Source organism: Shewanella sp. MR-4 (genome assembly GCF_000014685.1).
Lineage (GTDB): Bacteria > Pseudomonadota > Gammaproteobacteria > Enterobacterales > Shewanellaceae > Shewanella.
In genome coordinates, this window is record NC_008321.1 from 3855250 (window position 1) to 3878149 (window position 22900).

Below are 22900 nucleotides of genomic sequence, written 5' to 3' on the forward strand. Positions count from 1 at the left end.
TTTAAAGATGAGTGCTTAACTTATTGATTCGTAGCTTATTCACTTGCGGCTGGTTCATTTGCAAGTTGGGCGAGCCTAGCAAGTACGCGACTCGCCGCCACAAATCCAAAAGTCCCAGTCACCATAGTGACGGCACCAAAACCAGAGGCACAATCCATACGCATAGAGCCATCGGCCGTCGCCTTGCTGCTGCACACGGAACCATCGGCTTGGGGATAAACTAACTGCTCGCTGGAAAACACCGCATCAACAGCAAAACGGCGCTGCACATTTTTAGAGAAGTTATATTCACGGCGCAAAATATTACGCACTTTGGCCAGTAAAGGATCTTGATAAGTTTTCGCCAGATCGGTTAATTGAATTTGGGTAGGATCCGTTTGGCCGCCCGCGCCGCCAACTGTCACTATCTTGATTTTTTGACGTTTACACCAAGCAATCAGTGCCGCCTTTTGCTTAACCGCATCAATACAATCAACCACATAATCGATATTGCCACCCGCTTTTGACCCGAGCAAATACTCACCAAGGTTATCGACAGTAATAAAGTCTTCCACTTCATTGACTTGGCAATCGGGATTGATCGAGCGGATCCGCTGCGCCATCACAGCCACTTTAGACTCACCGATCGTCGATGTCAGAGCATGAATTTGACGGTTAGTATTAGTCACGCAGATATCATCCAAATCAATCAGAGTGATTTGGCCAATACCACTGCGTGCCAACGCCTCCGCCGCCCATGTGCCCACGCCGCCAATGCCAATCACCACTACATGGGAGGCGGCAAATTTAGCGAGCGCCTTTTGCCCGTACAAGCGGCCAATGCCACCAAAGCGATTCTGATAGGCTTCAGTCATCAATACTTACCTTATATCTAACTAACAATGGCCGCCCTTAGAGGATGCGAAAGACAATCTACAGCAGCATAACGCAATAAAAATGCGCCGTGGATTTTATACGATTTAGGCAAAAAACCGAAATCTATCTCGGTCTAGGTATGCCAAGTTGCACTCAGATACAAAAGTGCAGCCAATGTAGTAATTAACAATTTCCTGAACCATAGGCTCACACATTAGGTAAAATCAGATTAAAAGTTCGTTTTAACCTTGTAAAACATGATGTTAAAAACATAGCCATTTCAACATCCAATGATCCAGATCACATTTTAAATTCATTTGCCTGTCACACTGCGAGCATCAAAGCTCCACCCTCCGCAGCGGATAGAGGTCACTCTTGCTGCATAAAAATAATGATATAAGTACAGGAAAATGAAGATGAAAAAGAATCTGCTCGCTACAGCGATTGCCGCTAGTCTCGCATTTTGCTCATTTAGCTCTCAGGCCGATGGCCCAGAGTTTTACGGCCATGTCGATCTGAGTATCACCGACTCAGAGAAAGGCTATGCCGCTCAAAATCAGAAAGATGGCACAGTACTCGAAAACAACTTTACTTGGGTTGGTGTTAAAGGTTCAGAAAGCGTTAGTCCATACTTCGATATCATTTATCAAATGGAGTTTGGCGTAGAAAACTTTGATAACTCAAACAAAACCTTTAATGCGCGTAATACCTTCCTCGGAGTACGAAGCGTTGCGGGTACCGTTTTAGTCGGCCGTAACGATACGGTATTTAAAGCGTCCGAAGGCGGTTTTGATTTGTTTGGTAACACCAACGCCGATATCGACCTGTTACTGGCAGGCCAAACTCGCTCTGCTGATGGTATTTCCTATTATTCGCCTAAGATCGCCGATCTTATCACCCTCAACGCCACTTATTTGATGAGTGATAACTATGATCAACGCGATAGCCAAGGTAACGAGGTCTACAGCCAAGATCAAATGTATGCCTTAAGCGCTACATTAGGGGATAAGACCTTAAAAACCCATAATTACTACGTTGCTGCGGCCTATAACGATGGTATCGATAATATTGAAGCCTACCGCGGTGTCGCCCAAGCAAAATTTGGCGATTTCCTCTTTGGCGCCATTTATCAGCACAGCGAGCATATTGACGACAGATTCTCAAACCTCTCAGGTGATACCTATTTTGTCAATGCCGCCTATCTGATGGATGATTTGAAACTGAAGTTAGTTTACGGTAAGGATGACTCAGGTTTAGGTAAATATGTCAGCCGCATGGTCGGCAGCCAAGACAGCGCCAATCTTGAACAAGTGAGTGATGTGGACCTACAGCAGCTCACTTTAGGCGCAGACTACCGACTTAGCACTAAGACTATGGTCTATGGTCACTACACTCGCTTCGACGGCGACCTTATGCTAGCCGGTACAAAACAAGACCTAGACGACAACCTATTTACAGTAGGTTTACGTATTGATTTTTAATAGTATTATCCTAATTCAAAAGAGATAATATTTGATAAAAAAGCGGCTTTGGCCGCTTTTTTATTGTATCTCGTACTAAATAACATTCTACTCCCCCATTTATGACAAACTTGCGACAACATTAGTATATGCTACAGTTAGCCTCGCCGACTCACTTAAGCCTCTGCGCTTTACCTACCTCTTTAGTAGTAAGTGAAAAATACTGTTTTACCACTTTCACTCCAATTTGCGGTTGAGATATAGGGAAATATCCTAAAAAACCCCGAATATGGACAAGGAGAGCCAAAAACATGATCTGCAACACAGCCTGCAAGTCGTAAAACTGTAAAAATCGGCGGCAACTTTGTTACCGATTCAAGTAACAAATGTGTAAAACCACACAAAAACCATGAAAAATGGATAAGAACTTAGGTTCGAGGGAGCACAAAACATGAAAAAGACATTCATCTCTGCATCAGTTGCATCAGTACTGGCACTGGCTTCATTCGGTGCGCTAGCCGAAGGCCCAAGCTTCTACGGTCGTTTAGAACTTGCATTAACCAATACTGAGACAGGTGCAACTCTACAATCTGGTACTAACGGCTTAGAGGCAAATTATGCCGATGAGAACAACGCTGGTACCTATTTAGAAAACAACTTCTCTCTATTAGGTGTTAAAGGTTCTGAAAAGATTGCAGATGGCTATGACGTTGTTTATCAAATGGAATTCCAAGTTGAAAACACTTCTGGTACTGGTGATGTGTTCAAAGCTCGTAACACTTACTTAGGTTTAAAAACTAATGCAGGTACTGTATTAGTGGGTCGTAATGACACAGTATTTAAACAAGCTGAAGGCGCGGTTGACGTATTTGGCAACACCAACGCGGATATCGACCGTTTAATTTCAGGACAAACACGTAGCGCAGATGGTATTTGGTACTACTCACCAAAAATTGCTGGCTTAGTTACTTTAAACGCAACTTATTTAATTGATGACAATGAAAAAGTAACTTCTGCCGAAGGTAAAGATAGCTCAAACGATTATGCATTAAGTGCGACCTTAGGTGATAGCAAGTTTAAAGAGCAAAACTACTATTTAGCAGTAGCCTATAATAAAGGTATCTCAGGAATTGATGCATACCGTGGTGTTGCTCAAGTAAAATTAGGTCAGTTCAAACTCGGTGGTTTATTCCAAAACTCTGAAAGCGTAGCTGACAGCTCTATTGACGGTAACACTTACTTCGTTAACGTAGTTTATGACCTGAACGGTGTGAACCTGAAAGCTGAATACGGTTACGATGAAGCTGGTTTCGGTAAATATTACAGCACGTTAGGTCAAGCAGGTGCTGACGATATTAGTGTAAACAACTTCAACGTTGGTGCTGACTACCGTTTCTCTAAATCAACTATGGTGTATGGCCAGTACTCAATGTACAAAGGCGACTACAAAGACACTACTGGTGCTAAAATCGACTTACAAGACGACAACGTATTCTCTGTAGGTGTACGTTACGACTTCTAATATCCTTAAAAGATATTAGCGAAAAAAACCTACCGCCTGCGGTAGGTTTTTTTATACCTCAAATTTAGTACAAAGTGCTGAGTGATTGTCATAAAAAAGCCACTCAAGTGACACTTAAGTGGTTTTAATTCTTGTGCAGACTACCCAGTCGAATTTACAAGCTAAATGCTAGGCAAAACCTCAGCACCTTCGCCTAATTCCACGCTATCAACACGCTGTAATCCACGCGGAAGTTTGGCGCCGCGACGGCCACGCTCACCACGGTAATGCTCTAAATCGCTCGGTTTTAGCGTGAGCTTACGTTTGCCCGCCCATAGGGTGACTGGCGTATCGGCTGGCACTAACTGCAAATGGGTCATCAGTTCTTCACGATTCTTAGCGCGCTCGCTCGGGATGCCGATAATCTTGTTCCCTTTACCCTTAGACAACTGCGGTAATGCTTCTAATGAAAACAGCAACATACGCCCTTCATTGGTGATCGCTAAGATAGACATCTCGCGGCTGCGGTCAATTAGTCTCGGCGGTAAGGACTTGGCATTCGGCGGTAGGCTTAACAGGGCTTTCCCCGCCTTGTTACGTGACACCATATCATTGTAAGTACAGATAAAACCGTAACCTGCATCGGTGGCGAGCAGGAAACATTGTTCGTCTTCACCCAAAATCACGTGCTGCATGGTTTCACCCGGCGCCATATTAAAGCGCGTGGTGATTGGCTCGCCTTGGCTCCTCGCCGATGGCAGGCTGTGACTGTCGGTCGCAAAGGCGCGGCCCGATGAATCAATAAATACCGCCGCCTGATTACTGCGCCCCATCGCACTACACAGATATTGATCGCCCGCCTTATAGGATAAGGACTCGGCATCGATATCATGGCCCTTAGCACAACGCACCCAGCCTTTTTCAGATAACACCACAGTCACTGGCTCACTCGGTGTCAGCTCCTGCTCGGTTAAGGCGCGGGACTCGTGACGCTCAACAATCGGTGAGCGGCGATCGTCACCATAGGTTTCACCATCTTGAATTAATTCTTTTTTGATCAAAGTTTTTAAGCGGCGATCTGAGCCTAATAACAGCTCTAATTTCTCACGTTCGGCTTCAAGCTCATCCTGCTCGGCCTTGATTTTAAACTCTTCTAACTTGGCTAAATGGCGTAATTTTAACTCGAGGATAGCTTCGGCTTGCTTATCCGTCAGGTTAAAGCGCGCCATTAGCTCGGCCTTTGGCTCATCGTGGAAACGAATGATTTCAATTACTTCATCGATATTGAGGAAGGCAATCATCAAGGCTTCGAGGATATGTAAACGCGCTAGCACTTTATCGAGACGATATTCGAGGCGACGTCTTACAGTATCGACACGGAACTCTAACCATTCGGTTAACAGGTCTTTAAGTCCCTTCACCCGTGGACGACCATCAAGCCCCAATACGTTAAGGTTTACCCTAAAGCTTTTCTCAAGATCTGTGGTCGCAAACAAGTGTGCCATGAGTTGATCGCAATCGACGCGATTGGAACGCGGCACCACCACCAATCGTACAGGGTTTTCATGGTCAGATTCATCACGTAAGTCCGCCACCATAGGCAATTTTTTCGCCTGCATCTGCGCGGCGATCTGCTCTAAAATCTTACCGCTGCTGGCTTGATGTGGTAGTGCAGTGATCACTATCTCACCGGCTTCGACGCTATACACGGCGCGGGCTTTTAAGGAACCGCGACCCGTTTCATAGATTTTGGCAATGTCGGCAGACGGGGTGATGATCTCGGCTTCAGTCGGATAATCAGGCCCTGGCACGTAGCCCATCAACTGCTCCAGCTCCAGTTTAGGATCATCAAGCAAGGCCACGCAGGCATTGACTAGCTCTCTGGCGTTATGGGGTGGAATATCCGTCGCCATACCCACCGCAATCCCGGTGATGCCATTGAGTAAAATATGCGGCAAACGTGCGGGCAGCACTTTAGGTTCTTTCAAGGTGCCATCGAAGTTAGCACCCCACTCGACCGTACCTTGCCCCAGCTCAGACAATAATACTTCAGAGAACTTAGACAGGCGCGCCTCGGTATAACGCATCGCGGCGAAGGACTTAGGATCGTCTGGCGCCCCCCAGTTACCTTGGCCATCGACCAAGGGATAACGGTATGAAAATGGCTGCGCCATCAGTACCATAGCCTCATAACAGGCACTGTCGCCATGGGGATGGTACTTACCGAGTACGTCACCGACGGTACGAGCTGATTTTTTATGTTTTGACTGAGCCGATAACCCTAGCTCACTCATGGCATAAATAATCCGCCGCTGCACCGGCTTAAGCCCGTCACCGATATGGGGCAAGGCTCGGTCCATGATGACGTACATGGAATAATTCAGATAAGCTTCTTCGGTAAAGCGCCGCAGGGGCATCTGCTCTACGCCATCTAAGCTTAACTTGATCGCGTCACTCATTTTCTTCTAGTTCCTGTGGTTCTTCAGTATTATCGCCATCCCTATAGAACAGCCGATACAGGTTACCTTTCAAATCATCCGAGATGTACATTGCCCCATCTTCCCCCGATAACAAAGCATAGGGACGGGCAACGGGAAACTCGCCATCAAGAAAACTCACTACGGTTTCACGGCTGACAACTTGCTCATTCTCGAGTTTCAACATGACGATCTGATAACCCACTTTGCTTGAACGGTTCCAAGAACCATTTTCAGCAACAAACAATTGGTTATGGTAGATCTCAGGGAATTGCTTACCGCGGTAAAACGCGAGGCCCGTAGGTGCAACATGGGCTGGCAGTTCATACACTGGGACGGTAATTTTTAAATTTTTAGGCTTTTCGTAGGCAGGCTCTACCACGGACGAGGCATGCAAATACGGGAAGCCATAATGACTGCCAATCACATCGACCCGGTTGATTTCATCGGGTGGTAAGTTATCCCCCATCCAATCACGGCCCTGATCGGCAAACCATAACTTGCCATCTTGGGGAGACCAGTCAAATCCAGTCGCATCACGTACGCCCAGTGCAATCTGCTCACTTGCTCCAGTGTCGACATTAATCGCAATAATGCTGCTATAGGGCGCCCCCGCCTCACACACGTTGCACGGTGCGCCGATAGAGACATACAAGCGACCATCGGGGCCAAAATTCATCGCACGGGCACTTTTTTTATCAGATTCAGGTAGATCGCTGTAGATCTCTTTAGGGCGAGTCGGACGGCGTAGGCGCTGCTCAATATCAATAAAACGTACGATACGGTTTTCGGTTGCAACAAAAAGATCGCCATTATGGAAGGCTACCGCGTCGGGAGATTCGAGCCCTTTAGCAATCACATAACGCTTATCGACACGGCCATCTTGGTTGCTGTCAACGAGCGCATGCACTGTACCACTCTTATTGGACCCCACGAATAGTGTGCCGTTAGCCCCCATGGCAATCTGTTTAGCATCCCCCAGATCGGAGGCATAAAGGGATAAACCAAATCCCTTGGACACGGTAATCATGATCGACTGAGACCCAGCTATCGCAGCCTGACTCGATAATAACGCCAGACTCGCCAGTAGGGTCCAATAGGCAGAGAACACCCTTAAATATTTATAATTATTAGATTTTATATACAACATGGTATTTTTCTTTATGCCTAAGTTTTATTGTTATCGGCAATAGTGCACAACATTAAAGTACCGCCATGTCACCCTTATCTTCGAGCCAGTTTTTACGATCGGGCGAACGCTTCTTAGCGAGCAACATATCCATCAGAGAATTGGTTTCTTCTGCATCATCAATGGTTAACTGCACTAAACGGCGAGTGTTTGGATCCATGGTCGTTTCACGCAATTGCAGTGGGTTCATTTCACCCAGACCTTTAAAGCGTGTCACTTGAACCTTACCCTTTTTATTCTCGGCGCTAATACGGTCGAGAATACCTTCTTTTTCAGCCTCATCTAAGGCGTAGTAAACGTCCTTACCTATATCGATACGGAACAACGGTGGCATAGCGATATAGACATGGCCCTGTTCGACCAGCACACGGTAATGTTTCAGAAACAGGGCACAGAGTAAAGTTGCAATATGTAGCCCGTCGGAGTCCGCGTCGGCGAGAATACAAATCTTGCCATATCTTAACTCGGAGATATCGTTGCTGTCGGGATCGCAACCAATCGCCACCGAGATATCATGCACTTCCTGCGAGGCCAACACCTGCGAGGCATCCACCTCCCAAGTGTTTAGGATTTTACCGCGCAGCGGCATAATGGCTTGAAACTCACGGTCACGCGCCTGCTTGGCACTGCCGCCCGCAGAATCCCCTTCCACTAAGAAGAGCTCACCGCGCATAGGATCTTGGCCGCTACAGTCGGTCAATTTACCCGGTAATGCTGGGCCAGAAGTCACTTTTTTACGGGCCACTTTTTTAGCGGCTTTTAAGCGCTTTTGAGCATTGTTGATACACATCTCAGCCAATGATTCGGCCAATTCGGTATTCGAGTTGAGCCACAGTGAGAATGCATCGCGCACAATGCCAGAGACAAAGGCCGAGCTTTGACGGCTCGAAAGTTTCTCTTTAGTTTGCCCTGCAAACTGCGGATCTTGCATCTTCACCGAGAGAATGAAGGCGGCACGATCCCAAATATCCTCAGGCGACAGCTTGATGCCGCGGGGGATCAGATTGCGAAACTCGCAAAACTCGCGCATCGACTCCAGCAAACCTTGGCGGAAACCATTCACGTGGGTTCCACCCAATGGCGTTGGGATCAAGTTAACATAGCTTTCGTTAATCGCATCGCCACCTTCGGGCAACCAAGTAATGGCCCAATCCGCGGCTTCAATTTGTCCTTTAAAGCTGCCGATAAAAGGCTCTTCTGGCAGCATGAGGTTATCGCCAACCGCCGCCTTGAGATAATCCGTTAAACCACTCTCGTAGTACCATTCATGGACTTCGTTGGTGTGTTTATTGGTAAATTTGATCCTCAGGCCCGGGCACAAAACAGCCTTGGCGCGCAGCAAATAGATGAGTTTGGAGTTGGAGAAATTCGCCGAATCAAAATAACTGGCGTCGGGCCAGAAATGTACTCGAGTACCAGTATTACGACGACCACAAGTACCAGTGACTTTTAACTCTTCAACCTTAAAGCCATTTTCAAAAGCGATATCATACACTTGGCCATCACGGCGTACCGTCACTTCGACGCGACGAGACAGGGCGTTAACGACCGAAATCCCCACACCGTGCAGACCGCCAGAGAATTGATAATTCTTATTCGAAAATTTACCGCCCGCATGCAGTTTAGTGAGGATCAGCTCGACCCCAGGAATGCCTTCTTCAGGGTGAATATCTACCGGCATCCCCCGACCATCATCGGTGACTTCCAGAGAGTTATCGGTATGGAGCACAACTTCGATTTTAGTGGCGTGGCCCGCTAAAGCCTCATCCACACTGTTATCTATGACCTCTTGGCCTAAGTGGTTAGGTCGGGTGGTATCGGTATACATACCTGGACGGCGTTTAACTGGGTCGAGTCCGTTAAGAACTTCAATGGCGTCAGAGGTGTATTGATTCGTCATAGTGTACGCTATAAGTTGTTATATCCGGCCATGTTGCGGCTCTGGATGACTATTTGTCAAGGTAAGTGTAAAAATTGGCTTACAGTTTGCAGATATCGCTCATAACCCACAAAACTGTGATCGCCACCGGCTTCGATCCGTAATTGGCAATGGTGATACTTATGCAGTGCTTCACGATAATCCAGCACTTCATCGCCCGTTTGCAATAGTACCAAAAAACGATCGGGATTGCGGATAACAGCCGTATTAAATTCAGCCACTTCCTGCTTATGCTCCGGCAATACCTGATAATGCTCTTCGGTATAAGGGTTAAATTGCGGCCCCATAAACTCATCAAACAGCTCAAAGGGCTTGACGGCCGGATTAACCAACACGGCGCGGCCACCATAGTGCTCTGCCAAGTAACTGGCAAAATATCCCCCCAAGGATGAGCCGATATAGCTCAGTGGCTCGCCCGCTTGCTTCGCAGCCTCAACATATTGCAGCAGCAAAGCCATGGCGGCCTTGGGAGTATTGGGTAATTGAGGTTGATGGAATGCTAAGGAAGGGTGATGCTCGGCGATATATTGCGCCGTCATCACCGCTTTATCGGAGAAAGGTGAACTGTTGAATCCGTGAATATAGAGCAGCATAGTTCCTCAAGCTGCGGTCACTCGCGTTAATAACCGCTGGAATCTTTATCAGGGGAAAACAGATTTCCCGGCACGCGATACACATTAGTGCAGATGCTACCATCGGCCTTCAGCTCCAGCAAACGATAACCGGGTTGCAGTCCATCGAGGGCAAAATAAGGCGATTGCGGTTTAAACTGAATACAAGTGGAAGGCGTTGCCATTAATTGCAGCGCGCCATGGGGGCCATCGTAATCGGTATCCAACTGTTGATGCACATGTCCCCAGAGTAACCCTTTAACCTGCGGGTATTGGGCGACACGTCTGAGAAACTCAGTGCCGTTATCCATGCAATGTTGGTCTAACCACGCGCAATTCACCAAAATAGGGTTGTGGTGCATCACCAGTAAGGTATGGCGGTCTGGATGTGCGGCTATGGCCTGTTCAATGAGTTCGAATTGACTCTCGGCCATATTGCCGCCGGGCTTTCCCCGAACGGTGGAGTCCAGCATTAGGATTTGCCATTTTCCGACCAAGATACGCTGCTGACCGAAAATCCGCTCACCCTGCATATGCAAAAACATAATCCGCGGATCATCATGATTACCCGGAAGATAATGGCAAGGTAAATTGAGTGGCGCCACAGCGGCCACGAATTGACGATAGGATTCGGGGGAATAATCTTGGCTTAAATCGCCCGTGGCTAACATCAGATGCGCTGGATAGTCGACAGCACGAATCGTATTAAGCACAGCAGCAAAACTTTTACTGGTGTTGACCCCTAATAACTGAGCCTCAGGATCGGCAAAAAGGTGCGGATCAGTGACTTGCACTATGCGCACACTTTCTTCTTCAGCTATGGAGTAAGAGACTGCCTCTTTCAGCACATTGAATACCCAATTCTAAGACTGACACACCAAACGTTGTTGGCAGCCAATCTTCAATAACTCCCCCAGGAATGCATTAACCTGGTACTTTTCATCGCTATGATACATGCGTAAATTGGGATAATCATACACTGGGCGCAATTGGTAAATCTGTTGACCAGTTAACACTTCTGCTAATTTAGCATCATGATAAATTCTAACTAACACCTTGGGAGTATTAATAAACTCCATGATTTTAACTGGTCGTGAGATCTCAACTAATTGAGTATATTTGGTATTTTCTAAAATACTGATTACTAATACACCCGCTTCACCTTCAAGTTGCCAAGACTGCCCCACCTCAATATCGAGCGGTAACCACTTCTGCATATAGCCGTAGTTACGCCCGCATAGCGCTAAAAAGTCGCTCACGTTAGGTTGGTAGCGCGGTTTTCGGTGCGATATTGAAGTAGCCAAACCTTTATCCAACTTTAACCAGTTGCTGATAGTTTAATTGCAACCACTGCAATCCAATTACGGTCGAAGCATTGTCTATTGCCCCGTTGACGACCTCATTATAGGCATCCTCACGGTCTAACACATGCAATCGAATATCTTCGTGTTCGTCAGCTAATCCGTGCAGACCTTGCGCTTGGGATGAATCCACCTCGGCCCAATAGAAATAGAAACGTTCCGTACTGCCACCTGGACTTGCCAAATAACTATTCACAAAATGCATATTGCGGGCGGTTAAGCCTGTTTCTTCGAGCAGTTCGCGGTGTGCGACATCCTGTGGCGTTTCGTCGGGCGCAATCATACCCGCGACCAACTCCATTAGCCAAGGAGATTTAGAGGTCGCTAATGCAGGAAAACGAATTTGTTCAATCAAAACAATCTTGTCACGCGCGACATCATAGGGAAGAACCACCACGGCATGGCCGCGTTCAAACACTTCACGGGTCACAGGTTGGCTCCAACCACCGGCAAAAAGCTTATGCTTGAAAGTAAACTGCTCCAAGGCAAAAAAGCCCTGATACAGCGACTTTGTCTCGAGAATTTCAACATCTGTTTTCGAAAAACCAGCAGGCTTCATATTTCAATCCTTAACCGTTAAATTTTCGCCTATTATCAAGGCAATTTGGCGCATTTTTAAAATAAAATCTGTTACACTTCGCAGTTGACTTGAACGTGTGGGAGTTTTTAGACTCTACGACATTAAGTTTTAGCTGTATCGGGAAGCGTCGGGAAGCGCAAACCGCCTTGGTAAAGGCATTACTTAGTCTAAACGAAGTTACATATTTCTCCTTTTGGAGAATTTGTCTAATAAGGACAGCAAATGAAATTTAAGATCCGTTCTCTATGCGCAGCATTAACTCTCGCGGCTTCCGCTCAAGCGGTTCAAGCAGATGATTTACTGCAAATATATCAACAAGCACTGACGAGCGACCCGCTAGTATTACAAGCACAAGCTCAACGTAATGCCTTGTTTGAAAAGATCGAACAAAACCGTGCACCACTGTTACCGACAATCAGCGCTAACGTGGGTTATGACAAAGCATGGAATGATCCTAAGAGCGATACCAGTGGATTAACCGGTAGCCTAAAGCTGAACCAAGTGATCTATGATCACAGCGCTTGGGTTGGTTTAAGTCTGGCCGAAAAAGCCGCTTCTCAAGCCGATTCAAACTACGCTTCTGCCCTGCAAAATTTAATCACTCGTGTGACTAAAGCCTACTTTGATGTGTTAACGGCGAAAGATAACTACGAGTTCCAAGGCGCAGAGAAACGTGCGATTGAACGTCAACTCGAGCAGACTAAACAACGTTTTGCCGTAGGTTTAACTGCGATTACCGACGTACATGAAGCGCAAGCTCAGTATGACTTAGCCTCGGCTACTGAAATTTTGGCTGAAAACACGTTAGCCAACAGCTACGAAGCCCTGCGTGAAATCACAGGTATCGATCACAAGACCATTAACGTGCTCGACACCAACCGTTTCTCCGCGGTAACACCAGCACCGACCTCATCGAGTGAGTGGCTAAAGATTGCTGAAACCAACAGCGTCGATCTGATGACTCAACGCATCGGTAAAGATATCGCCCAAGAGACCATCAGCCTATACAAAGCGGGCCACATGCCATCTCTTAGCTTAAACGCTGGCTATAACAAAGGGTTAGAGCAAAAAACTGGCGACGTGAATGAGCCTGATTTTGACAATGTGAACGTTGGTGTGAACTTAAGCATTCCTATTTTTGAAGGCTTTAAAGTCACCTCACAGGTCAAAGAAGCGCAATTCCAATACGTGGAAGCGAGCGAGAAGTTAGAGCAAACCTACCGCAGTGTGGTGAAAAACGTTCGTAACAACTACAACAACGTAGGCGCTTCTATTAGCTCAATCCGTGCTTATGAGCAGTCAGTGATTTCATCTGAAAGTGCGTTAAAGGCAACACAAGCGGGCTTTGAAGTCGGTACTCGTACTATTGTTGACGTACTGAACCGTACCCGTGACCTGTACGACTCAAAACGTAAATTGTCGGATGCACGCTATAGCTACATCAACTCAATTATTGCGTTGAAACAAGCTGCTGGCACCTTAAATGAAGACGATGTTATCTCTATCAACAACGGTCTAAAAGCCGAATAAGATAGCGATACATCCCATAAAAAAACCGCCTAAATGGCGGTTTTTTTATGGCTGATTCATTAGCGTTAACGCTTAGAAATCAATTTCTACACCCGCGAAATAACCGTCAAACTTAGTATCGGCGCTGATGCCAGAGAAATTATTCACATCAAAGGCAAACTCACGGTAACCAACGCGCACACGGGTATCCACAGCCACACCGTCAAACTCCCAGCCTAAGCCGATGGCATAGTCATGTACGTTAGACTCGTTTACCCCAAGCATTAAATCCGCAAAACCGAATAAACCTAGGCCAGGCATGCTCACGTGTGTGCTGGCATAACCCATCACAATGCCGCTATCGACATCTTTCTCTTCAGGATGGCCAGCGTCTTGAACGCGCAGAGAGCCGTTCATCAGCTTGTAGGCGGCACCGAGATCCAAAGACAGAATGTCGTTATCCAGCAACTCGTAATACAGCACAAAATCGGTATTGCTCAGATCGGTATAGCTGGTCACATTGCCAGTAAAATCATGACCATTGAAGGTAAAGTCTGCATTCGTCAGACTCCCCTTCTGATCTAAGCTATTTTCACGAATTTTAAGATTGGGGATAAATGGCAGCGGATGCTCAACCGCAACCCAATAGCTGCCTTGTGCCGATGAGCTGTAGTCAAAACCTTGTTGTGGTTGACCTTTGTCGGCAAAAGTACCGCTGGTATCGGCGCGCCAGTAATCACCACCAATTTTGAATCCAACCACAGTAGCCGCTTGGGCAGAAGTGGCCATTAAGCATCCTAATACCGCACTGGCGAGGAGTGTTTTTTTCATAATTAACCTTGAGATAGCAAGTTCGTTAAATCAATCACCGCGGCATTCGCACGGGACACATAGTTAGCCATAACCAATGAATGATTAGCGACTAGACCGAAACCACTGCCATTAAGTACCACAGGGCTCCAAACCGTCTGTTGAGTTGCCTCCAGCTCACGAATGATCTGTTTCAGGCTGACCTCAGCATTTTTCTTTTTCAATACGTCAGCAAAGTCGACTTCGACTGCACGCATAAAATTCAGCAGTGCCCACGAGGCACCACGGCTCTCATAGAACACATCATCAATTTTCCACCAGCTGGTTTTCACCTGATGGCTGGCTAAATTCGGGGTCGATTGGCGCGCAGCATTGTCGCCGGCTAAATCGGTATTTAATCGCTCCTGCCCGACACTCGCCGATAAACGTTGAGACATACTGCCTAAGCGTTTTTGAACTTCTTTGAGCCACTCATTGAGGTTGTCGGCACGGGCGTAAAACTGAGCATCCTGATTGTTTGGATCCATCATACGCGCGCGATATAGCTTGAGCAGCTTAACGCCATCGCGGTATTCGCTCTCGGCGCTAGGCACTAACCAACTGGTATGGTCGATGTTTAGCTTAGCCTGCGCTTCACTTAGATCCTTATCCGCAGCGGATTGGGACTGGGAGCGGCTAAATTCTTTACGCATAATCAGTGCTAAATCACGAACTTGCTCTAAAGCGCCGTACTCAAACGCGGGCATGTTATCCATAAAAATTGAAGGCGGCATCACATCGTTTGATAACCAACCACCCTGCTTATCCAGCAATGTTTCAACGGTCAGGATCAACGACGTGGTGGTGGCATAACCCACGACATTCTTCTCTGTGGCCGTCAGCTGTTGTGGAGTCAGGGTATCAGGTTCGATACTCCACCACACACTAACTAGATAACCAATTAAAACAACAAATAAACCAACTCCGGTGACCTTCTTCCATGTTATTTGCATCAAGTGACTCCTTAATGATGGTGATGATGCTCATGTTCAGCAGCATTCTCGGCCTGCTTAGCAACAGGTAATGTAATCGTTAGATTCTCGCCATCGTCAAACGCTAACTGCAGTTTAACTTGCTGATCTAGGGCTAATGGGGCTTTGAGTCCGATGAGCATCACATGCTCTCCAGACGGCGAGAGGGTTAATTTTCCGTGGGAGGGAATATCGAAACCTTCAACATGGCGCATCTTTACCATGCCTTGTTCTTCGATGATGGTATGTAATTGTGCTTCCTTCGCGACCTCAGTCGTCACTCCGGTGAGGCGAACCGTTTTATCGCTATGGTTCTCCAGCGTAAAGTAAGCGGCGGTATTTGGTACTGTATCAGGCATTGCACGGACATGACCTTCGGTCATCACTACGTTCGCGAAAACAGAAAATGAAGCACAGGATAATGCGACAAAATTAAACATCTGTTTGAATATCGGTTTCAATGTCTTAAACTCCATGTCTACCCAATGTCGTCGTAAAGGAAAACAACCCATGAGTCATATACAGGTTCGGGATGATCAGGGCGTTCGTATTATCAGCTTTAATCGCCCAGATAAACGCAATGCACTTGATCTTAATATGTATAAACAACTGACAGAATACCTGATCGAAGGTGAAGCAGACAACGACATTCGTGCCTTTATGCTCCATGGCGAAGATAATTGTTTCACCTCGGGCAATGATGTTGCTGACTTTTTGAAAAATAGTGACTTAGGTCCAAATCATCCCGCGGTGCGCTTCCTATTTTGCCTGTTGGAACTCAAAAAACCGCTGGTTGCCGCCGTCTCTGGTGCCGCCGTTGGCATAGGCACAACGGTACTGCTTCACTGTGATTTGGTCTATGCCGACAACACGGCTAAATTTCAACTGCCCTTCGTGAATTTGGCCCTAGTGCCCGAGGCTGGCGCAAGCTTACTCTTACCCGAATTGGTGGGTTATCAAAAGGCGGCGGAGCTCTTGCTGCTCGGCGAAAGTTTTGATGCAAATACTGCACATAGACTGAATATCATTAACGATGTAATAGCCCAAGAAGAGTTACTCGGTTACGCCCTGAGTCAGGCCAAGAAACTGGCGAATCAGCCACCGCAAGCACTGCAAATCACCCGTCAGTTGATGCGACCACATAAAAACCGCGTGCAACACCAGATGCATCAAGAATTAGAACAATTTAGTGAAAGACTTAAAAGCGATGAAGCAAAAGCCAAATTTCAGGCTTTTCTTAAAAAGTGATGCTCACTTAAACAGTGTTCACTATTGGCATGAGGGTCGATGCGCCCTCTTGTTGATAGCATCCCGCTAAAGGCTGCGTCCATAAATTTGCATCGGCAATTCCATTCACATCCCCAAATTGGGGAGTAAAACGTAGGTTAAATCGGTCTTTTCCATTGGTCCACAAGTAAAGCCAACACAAAGTAAACCAGCAGACTCACACCCGGCATAAACAGAATCGCACCGGCCCACACGACACGAGTCCAAAAACAGGACCAACCAAACTGCCACGCCATACCGGAGGCAACACCACAAACTAAACGTTCTGAATTGTCCATTCGCATTTGCGCTCGTTTCATTTTGAACTCCAATCGATGAATAACTTATTTATCGCTGACACTGTGCCACTGAAACCAGCAGATAATTCCTGAAAACAACGCGAGGCTAATCACTGGTAGCAGTAGCAGAGTCATAAGAGGTGCTATAAACCACATAGGCAGCTCCTTACTTGTTTGCGCTGTATTCGCCTGAGGTGACAGACTCACCTTGGTTATCCGCGCTCAGTGTTAGCTGGCTATTGAAGTCGTAGATACTTTCAGCTAATTGTGTTTGCAGTGATAACACCAGTTCACGCTTAGTGTTAACCAACAACTCCTGCGCTTGAGTGCTCAGCGTTTGCTCGATGGCCCCCACTACATCAGATACAGGTGCCGCTTCGGCGTGTACAGAAACACTCGCCATCAATGCACCAAATAACACACTCGCTTGAACTGATTTTTTAACGTTTGAAGTAAACATGATGTCGTCCCTTTCCGATTGATTAACTTGACATAGGGACTATTACAAAGGGCGTGCCAACTTATCAAATTACGCTTAACGCACTAATTTAATTAGATTTAAAAATTTATTTTAAGCTAGAACGAGATAAGCGGGATATTTAGGAAAGGTAAAGTGGTGAAAAATGCTACAAGCAATAGTCAATCTCACCACTTTTTAAATCGAATAATTATTGAGCAATTATTTCGCTCTGAATACTTTGGTAAGCCTGTTTGACCACCTCAATACCTGCACCATTTTTATGGGCGTTTTCGCTCAAATAACGACGCCACGCACGGGCACCCGGTAAGCCTTGGAATAAGCCGATCATATGGCGAGTGATATGATTTAAGCGCCCGCCCGCCTGCAAGTGAGCCTCAATATAGGGCAACATAGCTTCAATCACGGCTTCACGGCTAATCACCGCCTTCTCGCAGCCGCAGAGCAGTTGGTCAACCTGCGCTAAAATATAAGGATTTTGGTAAGCCTCACGTCCTACCATCACCCCATCTAAGTACTGCAAGTGGGTTTTAGCCTGTTCAAGGCTAGTGATGCCACCGTTAATGCTGATATTGAGCATCGGGTAATCACGCTTAAGCTGATACACTCGGTCGTAGTCTAAGGGCGGGATCTCGCGATTTTCCTTCGGGCTTAAGCCCTGCAGCCACGCCTTACGCGCATGGATAATAAACTCACCACAGCCTTTAGCCATGACAGTATCAATAAAGTAAGTCAGAAACTCATAGCTATCCTGCTCGTCAATCCCTATACGTGTTTTTACCGTCACTGGAATATCCACCACTTGCTTCATGGCATCGACACACTCAGCCACCAGCTCAGGCTCGGCCATCAAACAGGCACCAAAGCGACCGTTTTGCACGCGATCGGAAGGACAGCCCACATTGAGGTTCACTTCATCATAACCGCGCTCGGCGGCAAGTTTGGCGCAGCGAGCAAGTTCAGCAGGATTCGAGCCCCCCAATTGCAATGCAAGGGGATGTTCTTCTTGGTTATAGGCAAGATAATCACCACGGCCATGTAAAATCGCCCCCGTCGTCACCATCTCGGTATACAGCAAGGCATTGGCCGACATTAAGCGAGCAAAATAACGGTAATGACGGTCTGTTAGATCCAACATAGGCGCAATGGAAAAGGTGCGGTCGAGCTGTAGACCATCATTAAGATTATTTTTCAACACGTGACTATCGACTCAAGTAATTAAAATTTGCCAGTAAGTTCAAGCTTAGAGGGATAAAGCGCCTTAATTTAAGCCGCAGAAGAGCCATGCAGCGCCAGCGTAAAAATACAAAAACAGTAAACGAGTTAACGTTTACTGTTTTGTTGCCCCTCAGAGCTGGCGGGATTATACCTTAAACCGCCCGCTTTGGGGAGATGAAGCAGGTAGAGAAGCCTAGCTTAGGATCACTACAACTCGCTCCAACGTCTGAGCAAGTTATGGTAAACACCCGTCAGATTAAACAACTCTTGTTCTGATGCGGCCTGCGCCGTCAGCGCTTGAATCGATTGATCGAGTTGAAATAGCAAGCGGCGCTGCCCCTCATCGCGCACCATACTCTGCAGCCACATAAAAGCAGCGGTACGTTCACCCGAGGTGACAGGAGTGACTTGATGCAAGCTCGTCGAAGGGTATAGCACCAATGAACCCGCCGCGAGCTTTATGCTTTGCTGGCCATAGGTATCTTGGATCACCAGCTCACCGCCTTGATAAGTGTCTGGTTCACTTAAAAATAAGGTGGCCGAGAGATCGGTGCGTACCATGCCTTCGCTCGTCGAGCGAATCGCGTTATCGATATGATAGCCAAAGGTTTCGCCACCTTGATAACGATTAAACAAAGGAGGATAAAACTGTAATGGCAGCGCCGCCGACACAAATAAAGGGTGGGCCAACAAGCGCGCCATGATCAGCTCGCCGATTTGGAGTGCGACAGGGTCATCTTTGTCTAACTGTTGGTTACGTTTGCGGGTACTCGCCATCACGCCCGAGGTCTGATTGCCATCAATCCAAGTGCGGGCATCGAGCTCTTCCCTTAGCTGATTGACTTCTTCTTTAGAAAAAACATTCGGAATTTCAATAAGCATTTCAAAATCCTATTGGAATAGCATAAACATCAAAGGCAGCCCTAGGGCTGCCATTCAGAACTCGATTAATACGGCTTAGAAGTGCATATCCGCACTTAACATCACTAAGCGACCAGCGGCCATATTGGCAAAGTGCGCGGTATACGCTTTATCGTAATAACGCTCATCCGTTAGATTTTGCACGTTCAGGCGTAAGGTCAAGAATTCACTCATTTTATAAGATGAAGTCAAATCAAAACGCCAGTAGGATGGAATCGACAGCGTGTTAGCCGTATTACCATAAACTTTACCCATGTAGTACGCGCCCGTACCAACAGTAAAATCCTCAGTCACATCGTAAGTCGTGAATAAACTTAAGCTATTTTTAGCGGTATTGGGGAAGCGGTTACCATTTTGTGCTTGGTTATAACCATTGCTTTCCAAGGTCGCATCCAAATAGGTGTAACCACCAAAACCGTGCCAATGCTCAGTGAAGTCACCGGAGAAGCCAAGTTCGAAACCTTTCACCTTTTGCTCACCCACGTTTTCCTGCGGCGAATTACGATCGCCAGAGGTCGCGACCCGAGCGTTGTTTTTCTCGATTTGGAATACCGAACCATTCAAAGATAAACGTCCGGCAAAGAAGTCCCACTTAGTGCCTAACTCGTAGCTTTCAGTATCTTCAGGCTCTAAATCGGCGTTGGTGCTGCCGAGACGGTCCGCGCCATCACCATTTGAGGTACCAGGAGGGTTAGAAGAAGTGCCCCACGCGGCATAAATACTGCCGTTTTCAGCGGGCTTATAAAGTACCGATAATTGATAGTTAAAGAAGTCAGTATCATTGCTAAATTGAGAAGTCGAATTCTCAGCACTGGTGCTGTAATCATCCCAACGGATCCCGGCGTTCACCATCCACGCTTCGGTTAACTCAATGGTGTTAAAGGCATAAAGCGAGCGAGTATCGGTTTCTGTAACTGTCGCATCGGTGCCGAGGGTGATAGTACCAACCCAAGGATCGTGCGGATTCGGATTATCCAGCAGCGTACAGTTGTAGTTGTCCAGCATCGCCTGATCACAACCCGCGTTGCGGCCATTACCCGTATCGACGGTGTAACTTAAATTACTAGTACGTTCGTTACTGAGTTCAGTACCGACGGCAAAACGGTTAGTCATCCCCGCGAGTTTTGCTTCACCCGAGAGTTGTAATTGAGTGGCTAGTGTCTTAGTAACCGAATGGCGCGACTTAGTGTTTCGCCAAACATAACCATTAGCCACGTTGCCCGTGGTATCGTCCGGGTTGGTCACAATATAGTAATTGCTGTTACGGCTATAGATGGAGGTCGAAGTGAACTGCATGTCGTTATTAAAATCATGGCTTATCAACACTGACGCCGTATCATCCATAGTATCGCGAAAATCTCGAGACAACAGACCATAGAAGTTGTCAGGGTCGACATCCGCAGGCTCGCCCGTAGCCTGATCGTAGGGAATACCATAATCAGGAATGTCATGATTTTCAAAGTGATAATATTCGAGCGTCACTTTTGTTGGCGTGGTTAAACCAAAGGTCACCGAAGGCGCTACGCCCCAACGATTACCCGTAACTTCATCGCGACCTGGGGTGTCGGCATCGTGGGCCATCATGTTAATACGGACCGCAGCCTCATCGGCAATCACATGGTTAACATCGACACTGGCGCGTTTAAGGGAATCCGTTCCAACGGAAACGTCGGCATTAATAAAGTCTTCGGATTGCGCTTTTTTGGTCACAATGTTGATGCTACCACCAACGGCGCCACGACCGTTGTATACAGAGCTTGGGCCTTTCAGGACTTCAATTTGTTCAATGTTAAAGGTTTCGCGGCTTTGTGAACCCACATTACGCATACCATTGATAAAGGTTGAAGATTGGGCATCGTAACCACGGATGAAAGGTCTATCACCGTAGGGGTTGCCACCCTCACCTGTACCTAAGGTAATACCAGGAGTTGCACGCAACGCATCGGTAAAACTCTGGGCGCCCATATCTTTGATTAAATCTTGATTGATAACGGTAACAGTTTTAGCGGTATTGAGCAGGTCTTCGGTAAATTTACCCGATTGCACTTTACGGCTGTTGTAACCTAAGTACTCACCGTTCACTTCAATATGCTCGACTTTCTTATCAACGACTTGCGTTTGCCCTTCCGTTGCCATTGCGGGAATGGCCGAAACCGCCATCCCAATCGTTAACGAACCTAAAACATGAGCACCGAGTGTGACTCGACCATTACGACGTTTTGCAAATTTCATCAAAAACATTCCTGTTGCGGACTAAACCTGTAACAGATGTCCCCCACCTGTTAATCGCCGCTAATATATTCAAAACACAATTTGCAATCAATAATTATTATCATTTGCATTATAATTTAATCTTTGTCACATTATCGGGCTCGATTGGGCGCTGAAGCACAATTGTGGGGAGAAACCACAGATAATCAACGTAATATCATGAAAAATATGTAAATTTGTCTTTTAAAACAATATGAGGTATCTAAAGTTTCTATAAAACCTTGTTGTCCAACGGGAAGGCATTGATAAGAAGATAAAGAGGATGAAAAACTAAATAGACTAAAATTAATGGCTTCGGTTACCAGTTTAAACACAAAAATGGGCGTGATGAAACGAGGATATGTTGAGCTTCATCAGAGATAAACGACAATAAAATCGTCAAATTAACCTCACATTTCCATTTGCGTCATCTAAGCTGATAGAGTGTGATTAAGATTGCTGTGATTCAACCACTTTTCGTCTAACCTTAATGACATGGTGACCATAAGGCTTAAGTTCATAAGAGGAAACACTGAAGCATGAACGTCAATTTTATTAACCCTTTTCTGCAATCCCTGCTCAATGTGATTTCGACGATGGCCAGTATGGATCTCACGCCGGGCAAACCTCAAATTAAAACCGACAACTTAGCCAAAGGTGATGTGTCAGGGTTAATTGGTATGGTTGGGCCGCAAACTAAGGGATCCTTATCTATTACCTTTGAACAAAAACTTGTTCTACAGATCATGCAAAATATGCTGGGAGAAAACCCAGGTAAGATAAATGAAGAAGTCACCGATCTCGTGGGTGAAATCACCAACATGGTCACTGGTGGGGCAAAAAATCTTTTAGGGCAAAAGGGTTATGAATTCGAAATGGCAACACCTATGGTGGTCTCGGGTAAAGGGCATACCATTTCCCATAAAGCGAACGGCACCAAAATTATCATGCCCTTCAGCAGCCCATTCGGTAACGCCTTTATTGAAATCTGCTTTGAAAATTAACCTGTCATCAATTGCTAATCTGTAGCACTTCTTTCTCGTCGCTCTGCAAGCTTGATTATTGCCCTTAAAGGCTTCAATAACCAAGTGCAGAACGGCTGGCTGCAAACCACTCAATATCCCGCTTATTAGGGCATAAAAAACGGCACTAATGCACCGTTTTCT

21 protein-coding genes are annotated in these 22900 nt (G+C 46.5%); 5 read left to right on the forward strand and 16 right to left on the reverse strand.

From position 1 onward, the window contains the following. Window positions 1-35: 35 nt before the first annotated feature. Window positions 36-854, reverse strand: a complete 819-nt coding sequence (gene tcdA / locus SHEWMR4_RS16890) for a tRNA cyclic N6-threonylcarbamoyladenosine(37) synthase TcdA (protein ID WP_011623965.1) — start codon at window positions 852-854, stop codon at window positions 36-38. Window positions 855-1271: 417 nt separating this feature from the next. Between tcdA and SHEWMR4_RS16895 the strand changes: the two genes are divergently transcribed. Further along, window positions 1272-2336, forward strand: coding sequence for a porin (locus tag SHEWMR4_RS16895; RefSeq protein WP_011623966.1), 1065 nt, complete (start codon window positions 1272-1274; stop codon window positions 2334-2336). 430 nt (window positions 2337-2766) lie between these two features. Continuing rightward, window positions 2767-3837: a porin gene (locus SHEWMR4_RS16900; RefSeq protein ID WP_011623967.1), complete on the forward strand. Its 1071-nt coding sequence runs from the start codon at window positions 2767-2769 to the stop codon at window positions 3835-3837. A 161-nt stretch (window positions 3838-3998) separates the two neighbouring features. Here the strand turns inward: SHEWMR4_RS16900 and parC are convergent, their stop codons facing one another. From parC to nudF, 7 genes are read right to left on the reverse strand one after another with little or no spacing between them, the layout of a single operon-like run. Next, window positions 3999-6275 carry a DNA topoisomerase IV subunit A gene (gene parC, locus SHEWMR4_RS16905; protein WP_011623968.1) on the reverse strand — a complete coding sequence of 759 codons (2277 nt, stop codon included), beginning with the start codon at window positions 6273-6275 and terminating at the stop codon, window positions 3999-4001. Beyond that, complete coding sequence (locus SHEWMR4_RS16910; protein WP_011623969.1) at window positions 6268-7443, reverse strand: PQQ-dependent sugar dehydrogenase; 1176 nt, start codon at window positions 7441-7443, stop codon at window positions 6268-6270. Before SHEWMR4_RS16910 ends, parC begins: the two co-directional genes overlap by 8 nt. Window positions 7444-7495: 52 nt before the next feature. After that, window positions 7496-9382: a DNA topoisomerase IV subunit B gene (gene parE / locus SHEWMR4_RS16915; RefSeq protein ID WP_011623970.1), complete on the reverse strand. Its 1887-nt coding sequence runs from the start codon at window positions 9380-9382 to the stop codon at window positions 7496-7498. 56 nt (window positions 9383-9438) lie between these two features. Beyond that, window positions 9439-10014, reverse strand: a complete 576-nt coding sequence (locus tag SHEWMR4_RS16920; RefSeq protein ID WP_011623971.1) for a YqiA/YcfP family alpha/beta fold hydrolase — start codon at window positions 10012-10014, stop codon at window positions 9439-9441. A 26-nt stretch (window positions 10015-10040) separates the two neighbouring features. Continuing rightward, window positions 10041-10880 carry a 3',5'-cyclic-AMP phosphodiesterase gene (gene cpdA, locus SHEWMR4_RS16925; RefSeq protein ID WP_011623972.1) on the reverse strand — a complete coding sequence of 280 codons (840 nt, stop codon included), beginning with the start codon at window positions 10878-10880 and terminating at the stop codon, window positions 10041-10043. A gap of 15 nt (window positions 10881-10895) precedes the next feature. Next, window positions 10896-11336, reverse strand: coding sequence for a DUF1249 domain-containing protein (locus tag SHEWMR4_RS16930; RefSeq protein ID WP_041408874.1), 441 nt, complete (start codon window positions 11334-11336; stop codon window positions 10896-10898). Between the two features lie 4 nt (window positions 11337-11340). Further along, window positions 11341-11952: an ADP-ribose diphosphatase gene (gene nudF / locus SHEWMR4_RS16935; protein ID WP_011623974.1), complete on the reverse strand. Its 612-nt coding sequence runs from the start codon at window positions 11950-11952 to the stop codon at window positions 11341-11343. 243 nt (window positions 11953-12195) lie between these two features. On the opposite strand from nudF, the gene tolC reads away from it, so the two are divergent. Next, window positions 12196-13503, forward strand: a complete 1308-nt coding sequence (gene tolC / locus SHEWMR4_RS16940) for an outer membrane channel protein TolC (protein WP_011623975.1) — start codon at window positions 12196-12198, stop codon at window positions 13501-13503. Between the two features lie 72 nt (window positions 13504-13575). Here tolC and SHEWMR4_RS16945 read toward each other — a convergent pair whose 3' ends face one another. Genes SHEWMR4_RS16945 through SHEWMR4_RS16955 form a run of 3 tightly spaced genes read right to left on the reverse strand, consistent with a single transcriptional unit; the run spans window position 13576 to window position 15778 of the window. Then, entirely contained in the window at window positions 13576-14313 is a 738-nt protein-coding gene (locus tag SHEWMR4_RS16945; protein ID WP_041408875.1) for a TIGR04219 family outer membrane beta-barrel protein, read from the reverse strand. Window positions 14314-14315: 2 nt separating this feature from the next. Next, window positions 14316-15284, reverse strand: coding sequence for a DUF2333 family protein (locus tag SHEWMR4_RS16950; RefSeq protein ID WP_011623977.1), 969 nt, complete (start codon window positions 15282-15284; stop codon window positions 14316-14318). 11 nt (window positions 15285-15295) lie between these two features. Further along, window positions 15296-15778 (reverse strand): copper chaperone PCu(A)C, encoded by a 483-nt coding sequence (locus SHEWMR4_RS16955; RefSeq protein WP_011623978.1) that lies wholly within the window; start codon window positions 15776-15778, stop codon window positions 15296-15298. A 34-nt stretch (window positions 15779-15812) separates the two neighbouring features. Here SHEWMR4_RS16955 and SHEWMR4_RS16960 point away from each other — a divergent pair, with 34 nt between their 5' ends. Beyond that, window positions 15813-16550 carry an enoyl-CoA hydratase gene (locus SHEWMR4_RS16960; RefSeq protein ID WP_011623979.1) on the forward strand — a complete coding sequence of 246 codons (738 nt, stop codon included), beginning with the start codon at window positions 15813-15815 and terminating at the stop codon, window positions 16548-16550. 137 nt (window positions 16551-16687) lie between these two features. Here the strand turns inward: SHEWMR4_RS16960 and SHEWMR4_RS16965 are convergent, their stop codons facing one another. The 5 genes from SHEWMR4_RS16965 to SHEWMR4_RS16990 form a co-directional block, all read right to left on the reverse strand. Beyond that, complete coding sequence (locus tag SHEWMR4_RS16965; protein ID WP_011623980.1) at window positions 16688-16888, reverse strand: PspC domain-containing protein; 201 nt, start codon at window positions 16886-16888, stop codon at window positions 16688-16690. Window positions 16889-17033: 145 nt separating this feature from the next. Next, entirely contained in the window at window positions 17034-17327 is a 294-nt protein-coding gene (locus tag SHEWMR4_RS16975) for a hypothetical protein (protein ID WP_011623981.1), read from the reverse strand. 208 nt (window positions 17328-17535) lie between these two features. Continuing rightward, entirely contained in the window at window positions 17536-18543 is a 1008-nt protein-coding gene (gene dusA, locus SHEWMR4_RS16980) for a tRNA dihydrouridine(20/20a) synthase DusA (RefSeq protein WP_011623982.1), read from the reverse strand. Between the two features lie 227 nt (window positions 18544-18770). Next, a complete protein-coding gene (locus SHEWMR4_RS16985; protein ID WP_011623983.1) occupies window positions 18771-19445 on the reverse strand; it encodes a Fe2+-dependent dioxygenase in 675 nt (224 codons plus the stop codon). A gap of 75 nt (window positions 19446-19520) precedes the next feature. Then, window positions 19521-21716, reverse strand: a complete 2196-nt coding sequence (locus SHEWMR4_RS16990) for a TonB-dependent receptor (RefSeq protein ID WP_011623984.1) — start codon at window positions 21714-21716, stop codon at window positions 19521-19523. Between the two features lie 557 nt (window positions 21717-22273). Between SHEWMR4_RS16990 and SHEWMR4_RS16995 the strand changes: the two genes are divergently transcribed. Beyond that, the gene (locus tag SHEWMR4_RS16995; protein ID WP_011623985.1) at window positions 22274-22738 is read left to right on the forward strand and encodes a chemotaxis protein CheX; all 465 of its coding nucleotides are present in this window, start codon (window positions 22274-22276) and stop codon (window positions 22736-22738) included. Window positions 22739-22900: the final 162 nt, after the last annotated feature.

Coding starts and splice junctions, on each gene's coding strand:
- SHEWMR4_RS16960 (WP_011623979.1), top strand. CDS start 15,813: ATGAGTCATATACAGGTTCGGGATGATCAGGGCGTTCGTATTATCAGC.
- SHEWMR4_RS16965 (WP_011623980.1), bottom strand. CDS start 16,888: ATGAAACGAGCGCAAATGCGAATGGACAATTCAGAACGTTTAGTTTGT.
- SHEWMR4_RS16990 (WP_011623984.1), bottom strand. CDS start 21,716: ATGAAATTTGCAAAACGTCGTAATGGTCGAGTCACACTCGGTGCTCAT.
- SHEWMR4_RS16945 (WP_041408875.1), bottom strand. CDS start 14,313: ATGAAAAAAACACTCCTCGCCAGTGCGGTATTAGGATGCTTAATGGCC.
- nudF (WP_011623974.1), bottom strand. CDS start 11,952: ATGAAGCCTGCTGGTTTTTCGAAAACAGATGTTGAAATTCTCGAGACA.
- SHEWMR4_RS16900 (WP_011623967.1), top strand. CDS start 2,767: ATGAAAAAGACATTCATCTCTGCATCAGTTGCATCAGTACTGGCACTG.
- SHEWMR4_RS16895 (WP_011623966.1), top strand. CDS start 1,272: ATGAAAAAGAATCTGCTCGCTACAGCGATTGCCGCTAGTCTCGCATTT.
- SHEWMR4_RS16920 (WP_011623971.1), bottom strand. CDS start 10,014: ATGCTGCTCTATATTCACGGATTCAACAGTTCACCTTTCTCCGATAAA.
- tcdA (WP_011623965.1), bottom strand. CDS start 854: ATGACTGAAGCCTATCAGAATCGCTTTGGTGGCATTGGCCGCTTGTAC.
- SHEWMR4_RS16910 (WP_011623969.1), bottom strand. CDS start 7,443: ATGTTGTATATAAAATCTAATAATTATAAATATTTAAGGGTGTTCTCT.
- SHEWMR4_RS16975 (WP_011623981.1), bottom strand. CDS start 17,327: ATGTTTACTTCAAACGTTAAAAAATCAGTTCAAGCGAGTGTGTTATTT.
- SHEWMR4_RS16950 (WP_011623977.1), bottom strand. CDS start 15,284: ATGCAAATAACATGGAAGAAGGTCACCGGAGTTGGTTTATTTGTTGTT.
- parE (WP_011623970.1), bottom strand. CDS start 9,382: ATGACGAATCAATACACCTCTGACGCCATTGAAGTTCTTAACGGACTC.
- tolC (WP_011623975.1), top strand. CDS start 12,196: ATGAAATTTAAGATCCGTTCTCTATGCGCAGCATTAACTCTCGCGGCT.
- SHEWMR4_RS16995 (WP_011623985.1), top strand. CDS start 22,274: ATGAACGTCAATTTTATTAACCCTTTTCTGCAATCCCTGCTCAATGTG.
- SHEWMR4_RS16985 (WP_011623983.1), bottom strand. CDS start 19,445: ATGCTTATTGAAATTCCGAATGTTTTTTCTAAAGAAGAAGTCAATCAG.
- parC (WP_011623968.1), bottom strand. CDS start 6,275: ATGAGTGACGCGATCAAGTTAAGCTTAGATGGCGTAGAGCAGATGCCC.
- SHEWMR4_RS16955 (WP_011623978.1), bottom strand. CDS start 15,778: ATGGAGTTTAAGACATTGAAACCGATATTCAAACAGATGTTTAATTTT.